Below are 19,432 nucleotides of genomic sequence, written 5' to 3'. Positions count from 1 at the left end.
CAATTACCATTATTTTGTAAATTTAATCGTTACTGGCATTCCTTGTCGCAAAAGTTCGTCGGCTTGTCCGGAGCCTGTTGCATTAATCTGAATGCGTAATCGATAAACAAGGTCTGTTCGTAAAACCGGTGTTTCAACGGTTTTAGGGGTAAATTCAGCAGTCGGCGAGACAAAACCAATTTTACCAATATAAGCTTGATCTGGTCGCCCGTCAGTATAAATATAAACCTCTTTGCCAGGAATAGCTTGAGCTAAGTTGACCTCATCAATGTAAGCACGAACCCAAACAGGGCGATCTAAAGAGATCGCGTAAACAGGTGTACCAGAGGTCAACATAGTTCCAGGTTCAATCGCGCGCGTTAAAATGGTGCCATTTGACGGGGCATAAAGTTCGGTATCAGCTAAATTAAGTTCGGCTTGCTCTAACTGTGTTTTAGCCATAGCAACTGAGGCTTGAGCTGATTCGATCTCTTCTTTACGGTAGCCATTGGTTAATTGATCAAGTTTTTGCTTGGCAGTTTGCAAGTTAGCCTTAGCTTGGTTACGTAAAGTTAAACTGTTATCCAGTTGATCTTTGGATATTGAGGACGTTTTAATTAATTTTACCATGCGTTGATAGTTACTTTCGGCATAATCATAAGTTGCTTGATATTGTGAAACTTGGGCTGCTGCTTGAGCTACTTCCTCTTTACGGTACCCGGTGGTGACAAGGTCAAGCTGAGCTTGCTGCACCATTAAATTTGCCTTCGCTTGTGCTAAAGCGATCTGATAAGGCTTGTCATCAAGTTTTGCTAACAGATCACCTTGTTTAATTTGATCACCTTCTTCATTATTTAATTGCAATAAGCGTCCAGTCACGCGAAAACTGCTATTGACGGTGCGAATGTCAACATTACCATACAATATTAGTGGCGGTGTGCTTTTGCAAACTAACCACACAGTGTAGCTGATTGCCACAATCACCACTAATGCAATTATTATGATAGATTTCTTCTTCGTTTTCATTAGTGTTCTCGCTAGGAATTATTGGGCAATGTGTTTTAAAAGTTTGTGTAAAATCGATCGTAATTGTTGGCGTTCTTCTGCCGTAATAACTTGCCATGCAGCAACAATTTTTTTTTCGATAGGTGGCATTTGTTTTTGAAAAAAATCACTTCCTTTATCTGTTAAAACTAACCAATGAGAACGGCGATCACTAGGGACTTGTTTACGTGTAACTAAATTATTAGCAACTAAAGCATCCACAAAGCGGGTGATTTGTACTCGGGAAAAGTTAGTCAATTCACTGATTTGTGACGGTTTTACGCCTTGAGGGTTGTGCCATTGAACGACTAATAGCACCGCAAATAGTTTGTCATCTAGTTGGTGTTGTTTATAGATTTCATTTAGATTTTCGAGTAAAGTTTCTGTGCTGAACTGCAATAAACGGGTTAAATAGATTTCATCATATTTGGCAGAAAATCCTTTGGACTGAAATTTATTAATGATCTTTTCCACCGTTGTAATTTCAATAGCCATAAACAACACCTTAAAAAATAGTTTCATTTGTAACTATATCATATGAAACTATTTTGACAATTAAATTTTTTTGCTTTATTTAAAATAAGATTATGTTCTGGATTTGCTAGCCCCTTATTTTTTAATGTAATATGGTTTGATTCTAAGTCACTGTAATTGCTTGTTAATAATAATTTTCAGGGTAATGATTTATCCCAATGAAAGGTGTAGTACTGTATACAAATTATGCTTGGTAGTGGTTGGTCTTTCTTTAAAGAAAGTAAAAGTAACATATTGCCATTTGTCTGGATTATAGATAACCACGTTTGCTAATTCATCTGGATATTGCACATTTTTGAAACAAAAATCTTTTAATGGTACTTGTGTAGGAATATTTACTTCCTGAGCTAAAACATATCTACTTTGCGAAAAAGATTCACTCAGTTCAACGTTAGATGTAACGCCTATATTAATATTTTGCCAGCCAAAAGAATCAATAATATTGTCAAAATAACCATCAAAGATAAATTTAGTCATACCGGTAGTTTGACGCCAAACATAAAGTGGGCAATAACTATTAGCTAGATTATCGTTATCTTTTTCTGAGATGAGATAGGCTTTAAATAACAGATCTTCAAAACGATCCGTTTTGTAACCATTTTGTTTAATCCGATTTTTTATGATTTGCATATCATAATCGGCAGGTAAGTTAATCTTATATTGCATTGCTTGCATATTGTATTCCTCATTGATTAAGTTGATTTATTCTAGGCATTTAATTGAGGTTTGAATAATTCTAATTTATGATTGGGGTATCAAAAATAGTGATAAGGAATAAGGCAAAATGGATTTTAAAGGATTAAAAATTTTTAAAACGATTTATGAAGTGAAAAGTTTAAATAAAACCGCCAACATTTTAGGGTATACGCAATCCAATGTGACGGCACACCTAAAAAAAATGGAACAGGAATTGAAAACCACGCTGGTTATACGTAGCTTTGTTGGAATTAAACCTACAGAAAAAGGTGAGCAATTTTATACTTTTGCCTGTCAGACGTTAAATAAATTTGCTGAACTACAACAATCATTTAAATGCTTGCGTCCAACTTTACTGATCTCTGAACTGCTATTCCAATTTATTGTCATTGAGAGTGCAAAATATACCATTGAATCTGCTGATATTACTATCAAAAGAACCAGTGAAATGAATAATATTATTAATCAACGAAGTTATGATGAAGTGATCTGTTTTACTCAACTTAATCATCCCGATTATTATTTGATACAAACGCTGGCGTTACCTGTCTCATTGTTACAAAGTCGATCAGCAAAAACGCCGAAGCAGTTGCCTATATTGATTAATCATGATGAGGATTGTCCTTTAAGAGCTTTAACTTTAAGATTATATGGTGATGCAGCTAACATCATTACGGTTGATTCGCTAAGTATGTTATTGAATTTAGTCGAACAAAGTCAGGGAATCGCTTTATTACCGTTGTTTATGGTGAGTGATCATTATAAAGCGGTCGATGATAATTGTTATCACATTGATTATTATCATTATCGACATAGAATCAGTTAGTAAATTAAAACGGTTTTAAAGTGACTTATTACTATGATTATGACAATTTACTGTGATATTGTCGTCGGTATTCAGTTGGCGTACGTTCCGTTTGCTTGCGGAAAACCCGACAAAAGTAATTGCTGTCCTTAAAACCGGAGGCAAGGGCAATCTCTTTAACATTTAAATCATAATTTTTCAGCAGTGATTTGGCATATTCTAAGCGAATTTGATTCAAATATTCATTTAGCCCTATATTGCCTTCACGTTGAAATAGGTGTGATAAATAGTTAGGAGAAATATAGAACATATTGGCTAAAAAATCGCGGGTCACATCTTCACGAAAATGAGTATCAATATACTGTCGAATGGCTGCAAATAAACTAGTGGTTTTAGAGGCGGTTTCAACTTTTACGTTAATTAAATCAAGTGTATTACTGAGTAAACTTAGTATCAGATACAGTGCTGTTTGACTTTGTTGGTTAGGTTGATTATGCCAAGTCAATTCGGATAAGGCTTGAATAATAAATGTGCCAACTCTTGGTCCTCGTCGTGGCGCATTAATTTGTCCATAAGGGATTAATTGCGAGCCATCCCAATGTAATAAACTCAAACCGATTTGCTGTTTACCAAATAAAATACTTAACGAAGTAACTGGCTTTTGCCACAAAGGTTTATTCCAACTGTTAGGTGTAATATATAATAAATCATCACGATATAGATTTTGTTGCACGACTTCGCCATTACTCTCGGCCCACTGTATTTGCTGTTCTCCTTCTAATATGATTTCTATCCTAGGAAAATCAACCTGATAAGCATGCAAAGGAGCATGCGAATGATGATTAGCGAAATAAATATGGTTAATTTTTTTTTGATGATTGACCAGTTCAGTTAATATCTTATTTATGGCTATCTTCATGATATTTTATTGATTATAAGTGAAATAATTGCTTATTGGTTGGAATTATATACTTACAATAAGTGGTGATGCAATTCACTCATTGTCATGATTTTGAAGAAAAATGACCAAGAAAATTTAATTATGTGATCTATCTCACATTTATTAAGGAAGCGTACAAAAATCCAGTAAATGGCAAAATTGTCTTCTAGGTTAATTCTTAAATATTTTTTACTATGTAGATCATAAATCAATTCATTTTTAAAATATTCATCCATTAGGAGTTAACTATGGAATTATATCTAGATACCGCTGATATTGCAGCCATTAAACGTTTAGCAGCAGTATTACCCATTAGTGGTGTTACAACTAATCCAAGTATAGTGGCTAAATCGGGTAAGCCAATTTTCTCATTACTTGCTGAACTTCAAGATATTTTAGGTGCAGACAAATTATTATTTGCTCAAGTCCTTTCCAGCGACGCTAAACAGATGATAAAAGAATCAGAGCAATTAAGAAAAGTTGTCCCTAATTTAGTGACTAAAATTCCGGTTAATGCCGAAGGGTTAATTGCCATTAAAGAGTTGAGCAAACAAGGGGTACCAACATTAGGCACGGCGGTTTACGGTGCGGGTCAAGGCTTTTTAGGTGCGCTAGCGGGTGCTAAATATATTGCTCCTTATGTTAATCGAATTGATGCACAAGGGGGTAACAGTAAAGAAACCGTGCAGGAGTTACAAAATTTATTAGATCTACATTGCCCTGAATCTATGGTGTTAGCTGCAAGTTTTAAAACCCCAAGACAAGCACTCAACTGTATGTTAGCTGGATGTAAAGGGATTACTTTACCGGTTGATGTGGCAGAGCTGTTTATTTCAGATCCTGCTGTCGATGCCGCAATCACCAAGTTTGATCAAGATTGGTGTAGTGCTTTTGGATCATTAACGTATTGAACACAATAAAACGTTAATTATTATCTTCATATCACGATTAACCAGTCTGGTAATATTAGTTTGGTTATCATAAAAAATGAAAACATTTATTGGTTTTGTTGTATGATAATCAAGCTAGTTAAAACGAAATATGAGGATATCAATCATGCCTGAATCACCGAAGAGAGCTATTGTAAATGCACTGTTGACGGTATTAAAAGTTGAGAGGATCTCGCAGAGTTTTATTCGAATCTATTTTCATAGCGATAAGCATCTGACTGTCAATCCTTTATGGATTTGTCCTCATTTAAAATTGTTATTTACCGATCCTGTAACTGGCACGATTACTTTTCCACAATTGGATGAAAATAATAAGATCGTTGTTAATGAAACAATACGAAGACTTGCGCGTAGCTACAGTATTCGAGGTTATGACGAGACGACTAATCAGCTATTGATTGATTTTGCTGTTCACCCTAAAGGATTGGCAACGCTTTGGGCTCAGCACGCAAAACCGGGCGATCAAGTTGGTATTGTTGGTACGGTTGGTAAAGTAACATTTTCTGGGAAACCAGTTATTTTAATGGGCGATATTTCGGCAGTGCCTAGCATTTGTTATACTCTGGAGCATTTACCGAAAAATCAGAAAGTATATGCTTTTATTGAGGTTAATTATCCGTCTGACATTATGCCATTAGTTAAGCAGGATGATAGCCAAGTAAATTGGTTGATTCGCGATCAAAACAAACCAAATCAATTAATTGATGCCGTTATGGCTGCTGATTTAACCTCTTATGACGACTTGTTATTTTGGGGAGGTATGGAAAGTTCCTTAGCCCAGCAATTACGCCATACTATAAAAGATAAATATACCCAATTATCTCCTGATGCTGTGCAGATTATCAGTTACTGGCGTGAAGGATTTGCTGAAGGTGAGTTTCGCCGTCGTGAATAAAGCAACTTACTAAACCATGAATATTCTTGCACACTTGCATTTAGCCACTTTAGCCAACAGTTCTTTAATTGGCAATACGGTTGCTGATTTTGTAAAAGGCGATCCCTATACTACTTATCCGCAATCAATTGCCGATGGTATTATGTTACATCGTAAAATTGATACCATGACCGATAGTTTGCCAGAAGTTAAACAAGCTAAATTACTATTTCGAACAACGCATCGACGTGTGGCACCTATTGCTTTAGATATTGTCTGGGATCATTTCTTATCTAAATATTGGCGTGATTTTGGTATCACAGGTAATGTGGCAGAATTTAATTTAAGAACACAGCAACAAATTCAACCTTATATTGCTTCTTATCCTACAGATTATCAGCATTTTATGCAGGCTATGTGGCAAGGGAAATGGTTAGAAAATTATGCATCACTTGATTTTGTTGGTAAAGTATTAAGAGGAATGACCACAAGACGACCAAAACTCTATCTATTACAAGAGACCATTGTTGATATCCAACACCACTATACAGCACTAGAATCACAATTTTTTATCCTTTATCCTAATATGTGTTTAGCTGTACAGCCATCAATAAAAAATAAATAGTATCGAGCTTTTTGCTAAAGAGTAACGAGTTAAACTCAGTAATAGATTAACTCGTTAATCGTGACGGTTATTGAACTAAATCATATTTATTCAGGGATAGCAATTTTGCCGTTTTCCTGCTTGATTACATCATTACGCTTAGGTGTTTGTGATATTGGCACTAAGTTTTTAGCTGTTACTTCTGGCGCTGAACCTATCTTATCACCTCGGGCTTTAGCTCTAACAACCTGACTTTCAGGCAAGGTTGCTTGATTTGTTAAGTTGGCCCATAACCACTCAATGGCATCCTCACCATAAAAATCAATCGGAAGTAGGAGATTATCAAATGGAAAGTTACCGTCTAAATAACTGGTATTTTCTACTTCAATATAACGTAATTGGGTTGCTTTTCCCTCTACTTGGCTATTCAATCCTACATAAGCCCGAGAGGTATAATCAGGTAACTGTTTGACATTATTACGTGCATGAACAATATATGTTTTAATTTTATTTAAATTACCTGTTGATTTGACCTGATTTAGTCCTTTTTGGACGCGTGAGTCTGATAATTTTTTATATAAACAGATCGCACCTTTGGTATTATAATCAATCGAGTTTTTATGTTGAGAAGTTGAATAGAAATCGCGTTTTGGTGAGTTAAGGTCATCATTATTAACCAGATCTAACACTGTCGCATCGTCACCTAGCCACAAAGGTAAATGACTATTAGCCAGTCCCCAAAGTTGTTCAAAGTTAACCTTTGTTAATGGCGCTACTTTGCCAATATAGTAAATAGGATCTTGCTGTGTGCTGGCAACAGAATAATTACACATATTTTCACTAACATCAAAGCGTCCATAAGCACTTATATATTGATAGGGCAAACTGACTGTTTCTTTGTAATAGAAATAAGGGAGTTGGATATCCATATCAGTAGTCCAGCCATATTGATGTAATTTTTGTAACGCTTCTTCTGGTGTTCCATCAGTTAATAATTTTGCTTTTTTTAATGCGTCGCAGCGATTTTGCGAATATCTATATTTATCGGCAAAAGGGACATAGCTGTCAGCATTATTGGCTACAATTGCCGGTACAGCGCAAGGAATATATAACGATGCATAGGCGCTATAATCAGCGATAGATTTAGATTCAATTTTCTTTTCAGTATTTGTACCATATTTAATAGTTACTGGCTTTTTGGGTAAAACAGGTTGTATCTGAGGATTAACTGCCACAATACCTTTTATGATATTATCTTTATCCAGTTCACCAGCTTTTAATGCAGCACCACCACCATCGTTAGCGCCATAAACTAAAACGAGTGTATTATCTTTATTAAAAAACACTTCCTGAGAAGGGGAGAATTTAACATTGAGTTCATAAAAAGCAAACTCAATCGATTTCAAAACAAATTCACCCCAACGTTGTTCGGAATTCTGTCTGGAGTGTAACTGTTTTACTGCATAACGATTAGGATATTTTTGGTTATATTGAGCAATGTCATTAAGTTTAGGTACAAAAAGTAAATTGCTTTTTTGGCTTTTACCATTGATACCATATCCTCGTCTATAGGTAAGATCATAAATCCCGTTACCCGCGCCTTTATCATTATAAATCACTGCACAATTGTGTTTTAATCCCCATAAACCGCGAATTTGTACATCGCTAGCATTGAATAGTCCGTCAGAATCGCTTGCCGGTATCGCAACAATGCAAGGTTTATTTTTATCGAAATCAAGCGGAATTTGTAATAACAACCCTACAGTAACATTGTCATCATCATAAGTTGCTAAAATTTCGGTACCCGGCACTCTGCCGTCAAACATTGGTGTTAAGGTTTGGCGCTTAAAACCAAACATTAAACCCTCACCATTTTTCACATTAATGAAACGGTTTAGTTTAGCTTGTCTTAATTCTTGTAAAGTTGGTTGCGATGGATAGGCAAAAGAAGATGCAAAGGCATTGCCAGATAGCTTGGTAAAACCTAAACCAGCAGTAACTAAATCATCTTTATCACCTTCGTAATAATTGGAGCTTTCAATGGTTAGCCAATCGGGTTGATGAATTAAATTGATATTGGTACGATTTATATTTATGCGATTGTTTGGTTTGGCAGCATGCAATGAGCATGGCACTACAACAGTAGTGAAAAGTAGTAAGGAAGCTAATGTTTTTAGTTTTATGCTCTTCTTTTTTTTCATCGCAATTATTTCCTATTCTTTTTATCATCTAACTTTAATTTAAAAAAATATAAAATAGCTGGCATTATGCTTACTATCATATAGGTTAAGGGGTATTTTTGTATGCAGATTATACATTATATTTCATTTATTTGGCTATTTGGTAAATTCAGATTGGCAACTGTCCAAAATGCTGCAATAATTTTTTCAGATAAACGTCTTTTTTGTACACAAATGCCGACATCAAAAGGTTGCATTAAATTAGTTGACCATTCTGTAATTCGCTCTCTGATCCTCTCAGGGCTATTTTCCATGACGACTTTAGGCAGTAAAGCCACGCCACACCCCAAAGCCACCATAGAGACTATGGCTTCATGACCGGCCACTGTAGCATAAATTTTGGGACTAGTGATTTTTTGTTGTTTAAACCATAAATCAATACGATGCCGACTCGGTCCATGCTCAGGTAAAATAAAGGGAATATTGTGCCAATCTGGTTTTTTCTGGTGTAATTTATCACTAAATGAACTGTTTAATTTTGGTATCAGTAATACCATTTCAATTTCACCTAATTTCAAAAACTCCACACCAGCAGGCAGTTGTTTAGGTCGACCGGCAATAGCCAAATCTGCCTCATTAGATTGGGTTTTTTCAACAGCGTCAGCTGCATCACCGGTTGAGAGTTTGATTTCAACTAAAGGATATTTGATCCGAAACCGATCTAAAATATCAGGTAAATGGCTATAGGCCGCAGTAACAGAGCAGAAAAGTTTAAGTTCGCCAACTAACTGCTGATCTGATTTATCAATATCTTGTCGCAATTGTTGATGCAGGCTAACCACTTGCAATGCAAAACGTTTTACTTTTTCGCCAGCTTGCGTGATTTGAACTTGCCGATTATCACGAATAAAAAGTGGGTGACCAAAATGTTCTTCAAGGCGCTGTATTTGTCTGGATAATGTTGAAGGGCTAACATGCATGGCATCAGCAGTCATACCAAAATGACAAGTTTCGCATAAATGTAAGTACAATTTTAGATCACGAATATTCATAGCAAGTTCCGTTTTATACTAAAACGTTAGTTTAACCTGAAACATCTTGTCAATAACAACGAAGATGTTTTTTTAATATTAAGGTTAAGTATTATGCATAGATAAACAAATAAGGTAAATAGTCTAAGTAACAACATAAATGGCAATATAAAATGATACCTGCTAGAATACGCGATTATTTTTAGGTAGATAAAAACAGTTAATTTTATGACAGAACAAGCTTATTTAGATGAAGTCAACGCGCGTCGCACATTTGCGATAATTTCTCACCCCGATGCAGGTAAAACAACCATTACTGAAAAAGTATTATTATTTGGACATGCGATCCAAACGGCGGGTACCGTAAAAGGACGAGGAGCTAATGCACAACATGCTAAGTCAGATTGGATGGAAATGGAAAAACAGCGCGGTATCTCAATTACCACCTCAGTAATGCAATTTCCTTATAACGATTGTTTAGTCAATCTATTAGATACGCCGGGACATGAAGACTTTTCGGAAGATACTTATCGAACTTTAACAGCAGTAGACAGCTGTTTAATGGTAATTGATGCAGCCAAAGGGGTTGAAGATCGAACTCGCAAGTTAATGGAAGTTACTCGCTTGCGTAATACACCAATTTTAACCTTTATGAATAAGCTAGACCGTGATATTCGCGATCCTATGGAGCTACTTGATGAAGTAGAAAATGAACTTAATATCATGTGCGCTCCCATTACTTGGCCGATCGGTTGTGGTAAGTTATTTAAAGGTGTCTATCATTTAGTGAAAGACGAGACATATTTGTATCAATCTGGTCAAGGTCATACTATTCAAGAAGTGCGTATTATCAAAGGATTGACCAATCCTGAGTTAGATAATGCCGTGGGCGATGATTTAGCCCAACAACTACGCGATGAACTTGAGTTGGTGCAAGGTGCATCAAATGAGTTTGATTTAGACGCTTTTTTATCTGGTGATCTCACCCCTGTCTTTTTTGGAACGGCATTAGGTAATTTTGGTGTCGATCATATGCTTGATGGCTTAACTGCTTGGGCGCCAACACCTCAACCGCGCCAAACTGATAAAAGAGAAGTTAAAGCGAGCGAAGATAAATTCACTGGTTTTGTTTTCAAAATTCAAGCCAATATGGATCCTAAACATCGTGACCGAGTTGCTTTTTTGCGAATTGTATCGGGTCAGTATGAAAAAGGGATGAAATTACGGCATGTACGTATTGCTAAAGATGTGAACATTTCTGATGCATTAACGTTTATGGCCGGGGATCGCGAACAAGTTGAAGAAGCTTATGCTGGCGATATCATTGGCTTACATAACCACGGTACGATTCAAATTGGTGATACTTTTACGCAAGGTGAAGATCTGAAGTTTACCGGTATTCCTAACTTTGCACCTGAGTTATTCCGCCGAATTCGCTTAAAAGATCCGCTTAAACAAAAACAGCTATTAAAAGGCCTTGTTCAGCTTTCAGAAGAGGGTGCAGTACAAGTGTTTCGTCCAATTAGTAATAATGATTTAATTGTGGGAGCTGTTGGGGTATTACAATTTGATGTTGTGGTAGCTCGATTAAAATCAGAATATAACGTCGAAGCAATTTATGAACCTGTAAATGTTACTACAGCCCGTTGGGTTGAGTGTCATGATGCGAAAAAACTTGAAGAGTTTAAACGCAAGTGTGAGCAAAATTTGGCACTAGATGGCGGTGATAATCTTTCTTATATCGCACCGAGCATGGTGAATTTGAATTTAACTCAAGAACGTTATCCAGATGTTGAATTCAGAAAAACTCGCGAACATTAATCTTTCATGTCTTATTTTATAAGGCAACCGAGATGATAAATGGATAGAGCTAGGTTGCTAGCTCTTTAATTTATCTATCAAATCTAATTTTTACCAATTATCACAATAAACTTTTGACAAGCGCTTAAACGGAACTTATTCTTGTTGTGTATTACTTTTGTTCTTGTAGCTTTGAGTCTTTTCAGCTCTTATTTAAGTGGTTTTAAGTCTAAAAATATACTTTATGGTAGAGGGTTTTCTACTAAAAACAATCTATCACCGGTATTGTTTTTTTCACTCCTTTATTTATGAAATTCAGAATATAATGACATTATTTACTAGAAGAAAATCGTATGAATAAAATAAACATTAGCATTATTGTTTTTACAATATTAGCATTACTTACTTTTAACTCATCTTTTGCCAGTGAAAATAAGCTTACTCGTCCAGTTTTACTTGAAAAAGTACAACAAAGTGATCGTGATACCCGTCAATATCAAGTGATTGAACTGGCTAATAAAATGCGAGTATTATTGGTTTCCGATCCAAAAGCAGTGAAATCACTTGCTTCACTGGCTCTTCCGGTTGGTTCTTTGCAAGATCCTAATGATCAACAAGGATTAGCTCACTATACTGAACATATGGTCTTAATGGGATCGAAAAAATACCCTGAACCAGCGAGTTTTTCTCTTTTCTTAAATCGTCATGCCGGCAGTTATAATGCTAGTACCAGTGCAAATAGAACTGCATTTTATTTCGAGGTTGAGAATAGTGCGCTTGATACAGCGTTAGACTATTTAGCTAATGCCATAGCCGAACCTATTTTAGATCCACAATTTGCCGATAAAGAACGTAATGCCGTAAATGCTGAATTGACTATGGCAAGATCGAATGACGGTTTTCGAATTGGTCAGATCGATTCTGAAACAATTAATCAAAAACACCCCGCGTCACAGTTTTCGGGGGGGAATTTACAAACTTTAAGTGATAAATCTACCAGTAAATTACAAGATGCGTTAGTCAAGTTTCATCAAGATTATTACTCTTCCAATATCATGGTAGGAGTGATTTACAGTCATCAAGCCATGAATAAACTGATCAAATTAGCTGAAACCGCATTTGGACAAATACCAAATAAAAATATCAATGTTCCTCAACTCGATAAAACGGCGGTAACCCCAGACTGTTTAGCTAAACAGATTTCAATGGTACCGGCACAACCGAAAAAATTACTGCTGTTACAATTTCCAATAGCCAATAATATAGCTAAGTTTGCCGATAAAAGTGATGAATATATCGCTTATTTAATCAGTAACCGAAGCCAAAATACACTATTTGATCAGCTCCAAAAACAAGGTTTGATTGAAGGGATTAATGCCACAAATGATCCAATTCGTTATGGTAACAGTGGTATTTTTAGTATTAATGTCAATTTAACCGATGAAGGGCTTGCGCAAAAAGATAAAGTAATAGGAGCAATCTTTAATTATTTACAACTCATTCAAAAAGAGGGCATTTCTGATACTTATTATCAAGAGTTGAAAAAAGTTTTAGCATTAGAGTTTAAGTATGAAGAGATTGAACGAGATATGTCCTACGTGGAGTGGTTGTCAGATCAGTTGCTGTTCTATCCGTTACAAAATATTTTAAATTCTGATTATGTTGCTACTCATTTTGATCAAGCCGCTATTACCGCGCGAATTAAAAGTTTGACGCCTGATAATGCCAGAATTTGGGTGATCTCTCCGGATCAAGTTACTAATAAAACAGCTTATTTTGTCGATGCTCCTTACAAGGTTGACAATATTACCACTTCGCAAAAAGCAAATTGGACGAATCTAGGTAAAAGTTATTCATTTACTTTACCTGAGTTAAATCCTTATATTCCGGATGACTTTTCAATCATCAGCCAAAATAGTAGTCAATCTCAACCAGCGGAGTTTAGTCCACGCGGTAACCATTTACACTTTGTTAGCCAATATTTTAACAAAGAGCCTAAAGCAGCTATTGTTGTATCATTAAGAAATAATCAGGCGTTTATTGACGCCAAATCAAAAGTGGCGTTTGATTTACTTGACTATTTAGTTAGTCGTAATTTAGCTCAGTTACAATTTCAAGCTAGTGTTGCTGGTATATCATTATCGACCAGTAGTGATAATGGTTTGATGATCACTGCCAGCGGTTTTAATCAACATTTGCCGGAAATGATAACCAAAATACTTGATAGTTATCGCCAACTCACCCTTGATGAACAAAGTTTGGCTTTAGCTAAGTCTTGGTACTTACAAAAACTTGATGCGGCCGATCATGCTAATAGCTATTTGTTAGCCATTAAGCCGGTCAATGCATTGTCTGAATTACCTCACTATTTTGAACGAGATCTAAGACGACAAGTTACAGCACAAATCAATATGAGTGATATATTGGCTTATCGCGATGATTTGTTAACTAATTCGGTACCTTATATGCTTAGTTTGGGTAATTTGTCCAATGAGAATTCATTGGATCTTTACCATTCTATTCAAAAGACATTGAAACGAAGTGCTGAATTTAAGCCAAATAAGGATCTTATAATTAAAAACGCATTAACCGCCAAAATTACTCAACAAGCTAAAAGCACCGATAATGCCTTGATAATGAGCTATATTCCTACGAATTATGATGAAATTTCAAGTCGGATATTGAGTTATACGCTTTACAAAATCATATCACCTTGGTTTTTTGATCAATTGCGTACCAATGAACAACTCGGCTATGCTGTATTTGCTGTACCTGTAACAATTGGTAAATCAACAGGCATAAGTTTTATTATTCAAAGCAATCAATACGATCCGGCTTATTTATTAAAACGTTATCAACAATTTTATCCTACTATGTTAAGTAAATTAGAAGCCTTAACCAAAAAAGATATTGAACAGTATAAAAAAGCCATGCATGACGAACTCACTATGCCTCCGCAGACATTGGATGAAGAGTTAGCACGATATCTGTTAGACTATACTGTATCGCGTTTTGCTTTTGATTCACGTGACAAGAAAATAGCTCAACTGAAAAAAATTACCCAGCAAGATTTGATTGATTTTTATAAACATTCAGTCATGGAACAAAAAGGATTAGTGCTTGCTTCTCAAGTTTTAGGTAAAACCTCAGAGGGTGGAAAACAAGTAGAATCGATCACTGAATATACTGAATTTGAAAATGCCTCAGCATTACAAGATGTTTTATTAAAATAATATACTAAAACGTATGCCTGACCTGAAACTTCTTGCCAAAAATTGGCATTGCTATCACCTTGTGATACACTGCCAAAAACTGAATAAATTGAGTAGATTATGATAACAGGATCGATTGATTATTGTGCTATAGGACAGCGTTTACGGGCTTATCGTATTGCTGCATCTTTACGTGCTGAAGATGTGGCTGAAAATTTGAAAATTTCAAGGGCGGCGGTTTATCGCTTAGAAAAAGGTGAAATTGTCAAAATTGAGACTTTGGAAAGATTAGCTTCTTTATTAGATACTTCTCTTGCCAGTTTACTAGGTATTGATACCGAATATTACTCAAGTGGTGAAGGTTTTTTTGAACGTATGCGTCAATTGGAAGAGCAATCGACACATATCTATTCGCATTTTGATCCCTTCTCTTTTTTATTAACCTCACCTGATTATTTGAACCATTTAGCCTTAATGCTAGATGAATCAACAGAATTACAAGCGAAACCTAATTATGCTGTCACGTTATCTATTCTCAAAGAGCGCAAAAATCAGTTTTACCAATCAGTACCAAAGATTATCAATCTGATTAGCTTACGTAATGTCGAACGTTTTTTGCATATTGGTTTAGTAGGTAATTTGACTATTTCACCGGGTAAAAAATCAGAAAGAATGTTACTGGCACGCAAAGAGGTTTATCACCTAATCGAATTAATAGAACAGCAATCTTTTGCTCCAACTATTGCTATTACCCAAGAAGCTATACCGTCCATAACGTTCCAAATTTTTTATCGTGATGAACAACCAATCTCATTGGCAATGAGTCCGTTTCGATTAGGTGAGCTACCTAATGTTACAACAGGTATTGCGTCAATTACTTCTTCTAATGATGCAATTAAACGTTATCGTCATTTATTTGATAAATTATGGCAAAATAGTGCTAAAGATCATCAAGCAATTGATTTGTTAAAAGCAACATTAGAAAAATTTTAAAGAATCTAAAAATATTAAAGAGAGTTATCATGTTATCCTTAACATTACAACCCATAAAACGATTTAATGGCACGATTAATTTACCCGGCTCTAAAAGTGTCTCTAACCGCGCATTATTACTATCAGCACTCAGTAAAGGAAAGACTCGGTTAACTAATCTCCTCGATAGTGATGATGTACGTTATATGCTCGATGCTCTAGCTGCATTAGGGGTCAAATATCAATTATCCCATGACAGAACGATTTGTGACATTGAAGGGCAAGGGGGAATATTACAAACTCCCCAAGCATTAGAGTTATTTTTGGGTAATGCTGGTACAGCTATGCGCCCACTTGCAGCTGCTTTATGTCTTGGTCACAATAATATAGTGTTAACCGGTGAACCCCGAATGAAAGAGCGCCCAATTGGGCATTTGGTGGATGCGCTTCGTCAAGGTGGAGCTAAGATTGATTACCTCGAAAATGAAGGTTATCCTCCTTTGCATATTCAGGGTGGATTTGTCGGTGGTAAAATTGAGGTTAATGGATCAGTTTCCAGTCAATTTTTAACCGCTTTATTAATGGCTTCTCCTTTAGCACCGAAAGATACTGAGATCAGCATTATCGGTGATTTAGTCTCTAAACCCTACATTGATATCACCATTAAAATGATGGCTATTTTTGGTGTAACAGTAGTTAACCATAATTACCAAAATTTTGTGATTAAAGCTCAACAAAGCTATCAATCACCAATCCATTATTTGGTAGAAGGTGATGCTTCATCAGCTTCTTATTTCTTAGCTGCAGCAGCCATTAAAGGTGGTACAGTGCGGGTGACCGGAATTGGTAAAAAAAGCCTTCAAGGTGATACTCAATTTGCACATGTATTGGAAAAAATGGGTGCTAACATTACTTGGGCTGATGATTATATCGAGTGTACTCGATGTGAACTCAACGGTATTGATATGGATATGAATCATATCCCTGATGCAGCAATGACAATAGCAACCACTGCTTTATTTGCTAAAGGATCAACAACAATCCGAAATATCTATAATTGGCGAGTTAAAGAAACTGATCGTTTATCGGCAATGGCGACTGAACTACGCAAAGTTGGTGCAACGGTTGATGAAGGGCAAGATTATATCACTATTGTGCCACCCGCTAAGCTGACGCATGCTGAAATTAAGACTTATAACGATCATCGTATTGCTATGTGTTTTTCATTGGTTGCATTATCCGATACACCTGTCACAATATTAGATCCTAAATGTACTATGAAAACCTTTCCTGATTATTTCCAACAATTTAAACGTTTAAGTGAAGAGTAACATGAATAAAATTGTACCGGTTATTGCCGTTGATGGACCAAGTGGTGTGGGTAAAGGCACTTTATGTCAAGCGTTAGCTAATCATTTTAGTTGGCATCTGTTAGATTCTGGTGCAATTTATCGCGTACTTGCTCTATCAGCATTACGACATCAAATTGCGCTGGATGATGAAAATCAATTAGCTCAATTAGCGTTAAATCTACCATTAACTTTTGATACTAGCGAAGCAGAAGTTAAAGTTTTATTAGATGGTTTGGATGTCTCAAGAGATATACGAACAGAAGAGACAGGTGGTGCTGCTTCGCAAGTTGCTTCACTCAATCAAGTTAGAAGAGCTTTATTACAGCGTCAACGTGATTTTAGACAAGCTCCGGGACTGGTTGCGGACGGTCGGGACATGGGGACAGTGGTTTTTACTGATGCGCCTGTTAAAATTTTTCTTGATGCTAGCGCACACTCCAGAGCAGAAAGACGAATGAAACAGTTGCAAGAAAAGCAAAATCATGCTAAATTCGCCGAAATTTTGCAAGAGATAACTGCGCGAGATGAACGCGATCGTAATCGAACTGTTGCGCCGTTAAAACCTGCTATAGATGCACTAATAATTGATACCACATCACTTTCTATTCAAGATGTCTTTAATCAATCTATTACGTATATATCCGAAAAACTCGCGTTGTAAGCAATCTTACTAAGCGAACCAAGCTCCATTATAAGGAAGAATGGAGTATCGTAAACAACCCCACAAGACAGGAAGTAATGTGGACGTTAATATTAACTTAAGTAAATAAATATGACTGAATCTTTTGCTCAACTCTTTGAAGAGTCTTTAAATCAACTAGACACTCGTTCTGGTAATATGATCCGCGGTACTGTCGTTGCTATCGACAAAGATGTTGTTTTAGTTGATGCTGGTTTAAAATCTGAATCAGCAATTCCAGTAGAGCAGTTTAAAAATGCCCAAGGCGAATTAGAAGTGCAAGTTGGCGACGAAGTTGATGTCGTGCTTGACTCAATTGAAGATGGCTTTGGTGAAACTATTTTATCTCGTGAAAAAGCAAAACGCCATGAAGCGTGGCTAACACTAGAAAAAGCAGTAGATGACGCTGCAACAGTTTTAGGTGTAATCAATGGTAAAGTTAAAGGTGGCTTTACGGTTGATCTTAATGGCGTTCGCGCGTTCCTACCAGGTTCGCTTGTAGATGTTCGTCCATTACGCGATACTTCTCATATTGAAAACCGAGAAATCGAATTAAAAGTTATTAAATTAGATCAAAAACGTAACAACGTTGTGGTTTCACGTCGTGCAGTTATCGAATCTGAAAATAGCGCAGAAAGAGAACAACTTCTTGAAAATCTACAAGAAGGTTCTGAAGTTAAAGGTATCATCAAAAATCTTACTGATTACGGTGCATTCGTTGATCTTGGTGGGGTTGATGGTTTACTTCATATCACTGATATGGCTTGGAAACGTGTTAAACACCCAAGTGAAGTGGTTGAAGTGGGTCAAGAATTATTAGTTAAAGTTCTTAAATTTGACAAAGATCGTTCACGCGTTTCACTTGGCTTGAAACAATTAGGTGAAGATCCTTGGGTTTCAATTGCTAAACGTTACCCAGAAGGTACTAAAGTCACTGGTAAAGTTACTAACTTAACTGACTACGGTTGTTTTGTTGAAATCGAAACTGGTGTTGAAGGTTTAGTACACGTTTCTGAAATGGATTGGACAAATAAAAACATTCACCCATCTAAAGTGGTTAGCTTAGGTGATGTGGTTGAAGTAATTGTACTTGAAATTGATGAAGAACGTCGTCGTATCTCTTTAGGTCTTAAACAATGTAAACCAAATCCATGGTTACAATTTGCTGAATCACACAATAAAGGTGATAAAGTTAGTGGTAAGATCAAATCAATTACTGATTTCGGTATCTTTATCGGCTTAGAAGGCGGTATTGATGGTTTAGTTCATCTTTCAGATATCTCTTGGAATATGCCAGGTGAAGAAGCGGTTAAAGCTTATAAGAAAGGTGATGATATCGAAGCGGTTGTGTTACAAGTTGATGCAGAACGTGAACGTATCTCTTTAGGTATTAAACAACTTGAAGATGATCCTTTCAATAATTTTGCAGCTAACTACAAAAAAGGCACAATTGTTAAAGGTAAAGTAACTGCTGTTGATGCCAAAGGCGCAACTATCGAAATCGCTGACGGTATTGAAGGCTACTTAAAAGCACAAGATATTGCACGTGAACGTATTGAAGATGCAACAACTGTACTTAAAGTTGGCGATGAAGTTGAAGCGAAAATCGTTAATATCGATCGCAAAGCTCGAGCAATTTCTTTATCAATTCGTGCTAAAGATGAAGCTGATGAAAAAGAAGCACTTGCTGCTGTAAATAACACTGCAACTCAAGAAGATGCATCATTTACTAATGCAATGGCAGAAGCGTTTAAAGCTGCATCAAAAACTGAATAAAAAA

At 36.1% G+C, this 19,432-nt stretch carries 16 protein-coding genes; 10 read left to right on the top strand and 6 right to left on the bottom strand.

From position 1 onward, the window contains the following. Positions 1-9: 9 nt before the first annotated feature. From hlyD to A9G11_RS09605, 3 genes are all read right to left on the bottom strand, one after another. Positions 10-1,005, bottom strand: a complete 996-nt coding sequence (gene hlyD / locus A9G11_RS09615) for a secretion protein HlyD (RefSeq protein WP_065619391.1) — start codon at positions 1,003-1,005, stop codon at positions 10-12. Between the two features lie 18 nt (positions 1,006-1,023). Beyond that, positions 1,024-1,518 (bottom strand): MarR family winged helix-turn-helix transcriptional regulator, encoded by a 495-nt coding sequence (locus tag A9G11_RS09610; protein ID WP_065619390.1) that lies wholly within the window; start codon positions 1,516-1,518, stop codon positions 1,024-1,026. Between the two features lie 189 nt (positions 1,519-1,707). Beyond that, on the bottom strand, positions 1,708-2,232 hold the full coding sequence (locus tag A9G11_RS09605) for a DUF4865 family protein (RefSeq protein ID WP_065619389.1): 525 nt from the start codon (positions 2,230-2,232) through the stop codon (positions 1,708-1,710). A 109-nt stretch (positions 2,233-2,341) separates the two neighbouring features. On the opposite strand from A9G11_RS09605, the gene A9G11_RS09600 reads away from it, so the two are divergent. Beyond that, positions 2,342-3,079, top strand: a complete 738-nt coding sequence (locus A9G11_RS09600) for a LysR family transcriptional regulator (RefSeq protein WP_065619388.1) — start codon at positions 2,342-2,344, stop codon at positions 3,077-3,079. Positions 3,080-3,116: 37 nt separating this feature from the next. Here A9G11_RS09600 and A9G11_RS09595 read toward each other — a convergent pair whose 3' ends face one another. Next, positions 3,117-3,977, bottom strand: a complete 861-nt coding sequence (locus A9G11_RS09595; RefSeq protein ID WP_065619387.1) for an AraC family transcriptional regulator — start codon at positions 3,975-3,977, stop codon at positions 3,117-3,119. Positions 3,978-4,246: 269 nt separating this feature from the next. On the opposite strand from A9G11_RS09595, the gene fsa reads away from it, so the two are divergent. The 3 genes from fsa to A9G11_RS09580 all read left to right on the top strand — a co-directional run bounded on the left by fsa (position 4,247) and on the right by A9G11_RS09580 (position 6,447). After that, entirely contained in the window at positions 4,247-4,909 is a 663-nt protein-coding gene (fsa, locus tag A9G11_RS09590) for a fructose-6-phosphate aldolase (RefSeq protein ID WP_065619386.1), read from the top strand. 145 nt (positions 4,910-5,054) lie between these two features. Continuing rightward, positions 5,055-5,843, top strand: a complete 789-nt coding sequence (locus A9G11_RS09585) for a siderophore-interacting protein (protein WP_065619385.1) — start codon at positions 5,055-5,057, stop codon at positions 5,841-5,843. Between the two features lie 16 nt (positions 5,844-5,859). Continuing rightward, positions 5,860-6,447 (top strand): acyl carrier protein phosphodiesterase, encoded by a 588-nt coding sequence (locus A9G11_RS09580; RefSeq protein WP_065619384.1) that lies wholly within the window; start codon positions 5,860-5,862, stop codon positions 6,445-6,447. 86 nt (positions 6,448-6,533) lie between these two features. Here A9G11_RS09580 and A9G11_RS09575 read toward each other — a convergent pair whose 3' ends face one another. Continuing rightward, complete coding sequence (locus A9G11_RS09575; protein WP_065619383.1) at positions 6,534-8,627, bottom strand: 3-hydroxybutyrate oligomer hydrolase family protein; 2,094 nt, start codon at positions 8,625-8,627, stop codon at positions 6,534-6,536. A 116-nt stretch (positions 8,628-8,743) separates the two neighbouring features. Further along, positions 8,744-9,658, bottom strand: coding sequence for an HTH-type transcriptional activator IlvY (ilvY, locus tag A9G11_RS09570; protein ID WP_065619382.1), 915 nt, complete (start codon positions 9,656-9,658; stop codon positions 8,744-8,746). 207 nt (positions 9,659-9,865) lie between these two features. Between ilvY and prfC the strand changes: the two genes are divergently transcribed. The 6 genes from prfC to rpsA all read left to right on the top strand — a co-directional run bounded on the left by prfC (position 9,866) and on the right by rpsA (position 19,428). Next, positions 9,866-11,458 carry a peptide chain release factor 3 gene (prfC, locus tag A9G11_RS09565; RefSeq protein ID WP_065619381.1) on the top strand — a complete coding sequence of 531 codons (1,593 nt, stop codon included), beginning with the start codon at positions 9,866-9,868 and terminating at the stop codon, positions 11,456-11,458. Positions 11,459-11,790: 332 nt separating this feature from the next. Beyond that, a complete protein-coding gene (gene ptrA, locus A9G11_RS09560) occupies positions 11,791-14,670 on the top strand; it encodes a pitrilysin (protein WP_065619380.1) in 2,880 nt (959 codons plus the stop codon). Between the two features lie 99 nt (positions 14,671-14,769). Further along, on the top strand, positions 14,770-15,642 hold the full coding sequence (locus tag A9G11_RS09555) for a helix-turn-helix domain-containing protein (protein ID WP_065619379.1): 873 nt from the start codon (positions 14,770-14,772) through the stop codon (positions 15,640-15,642). Between the two features lie 29 nt (positions 15,643-15,671). After that, on the top strand, positions 15,672-16,952 hold the full coding sequence (aroA, locus tag A9G11_RS09550; protein ID WP_141674400.1) for a 3-phosphoshikimate 1-carboxyvinyltransferase: 1,281 nt from the start codon (positions 15,672-15,674) through the stop codon (positions 16,950-16,952). A gap of 1 nt (position 16,953) precedes the next feature. Continuing rightward, complete coding sequence (gene cmk / locus A9G11_RS09545; RefSeq protein WP_065619377.1) at positions 16,954-17,634, top strand: (d)CMP kinase; 681 nt, start codon at positions 16,954-16,956, stop codon at positions 17,632-17,634. A 111-nt stretch (positions 17,635-17,745) separates the two neighbouring features. Then, entirely contained in the window at positions 17,746-19,428 is a 1,683-nt protein-coding gene (gene rpsA / locus A9G11_RS09540; protein WP_065619376.1) for a 30S ribosomal protein S1, read from the top strand. Positions 19,429-19,432: the final 4 nt, after the last annotated feature.

This window comes from Gilliamella sp. wkB108 (assembly GCF_001690195.1).
Taxonomy (GTDB): Bacteria; Pseudomonadota; Gammaproteobacteria; order Enterobacterales; family Orbaceae; genus Gilliamella; species Gilliamella apicola_L.
The sequence above is the reverse complement of the archived record's forward strand: the minus strand, read 5'-3'. Positions and strand labels throughout refer to the sequence as shown.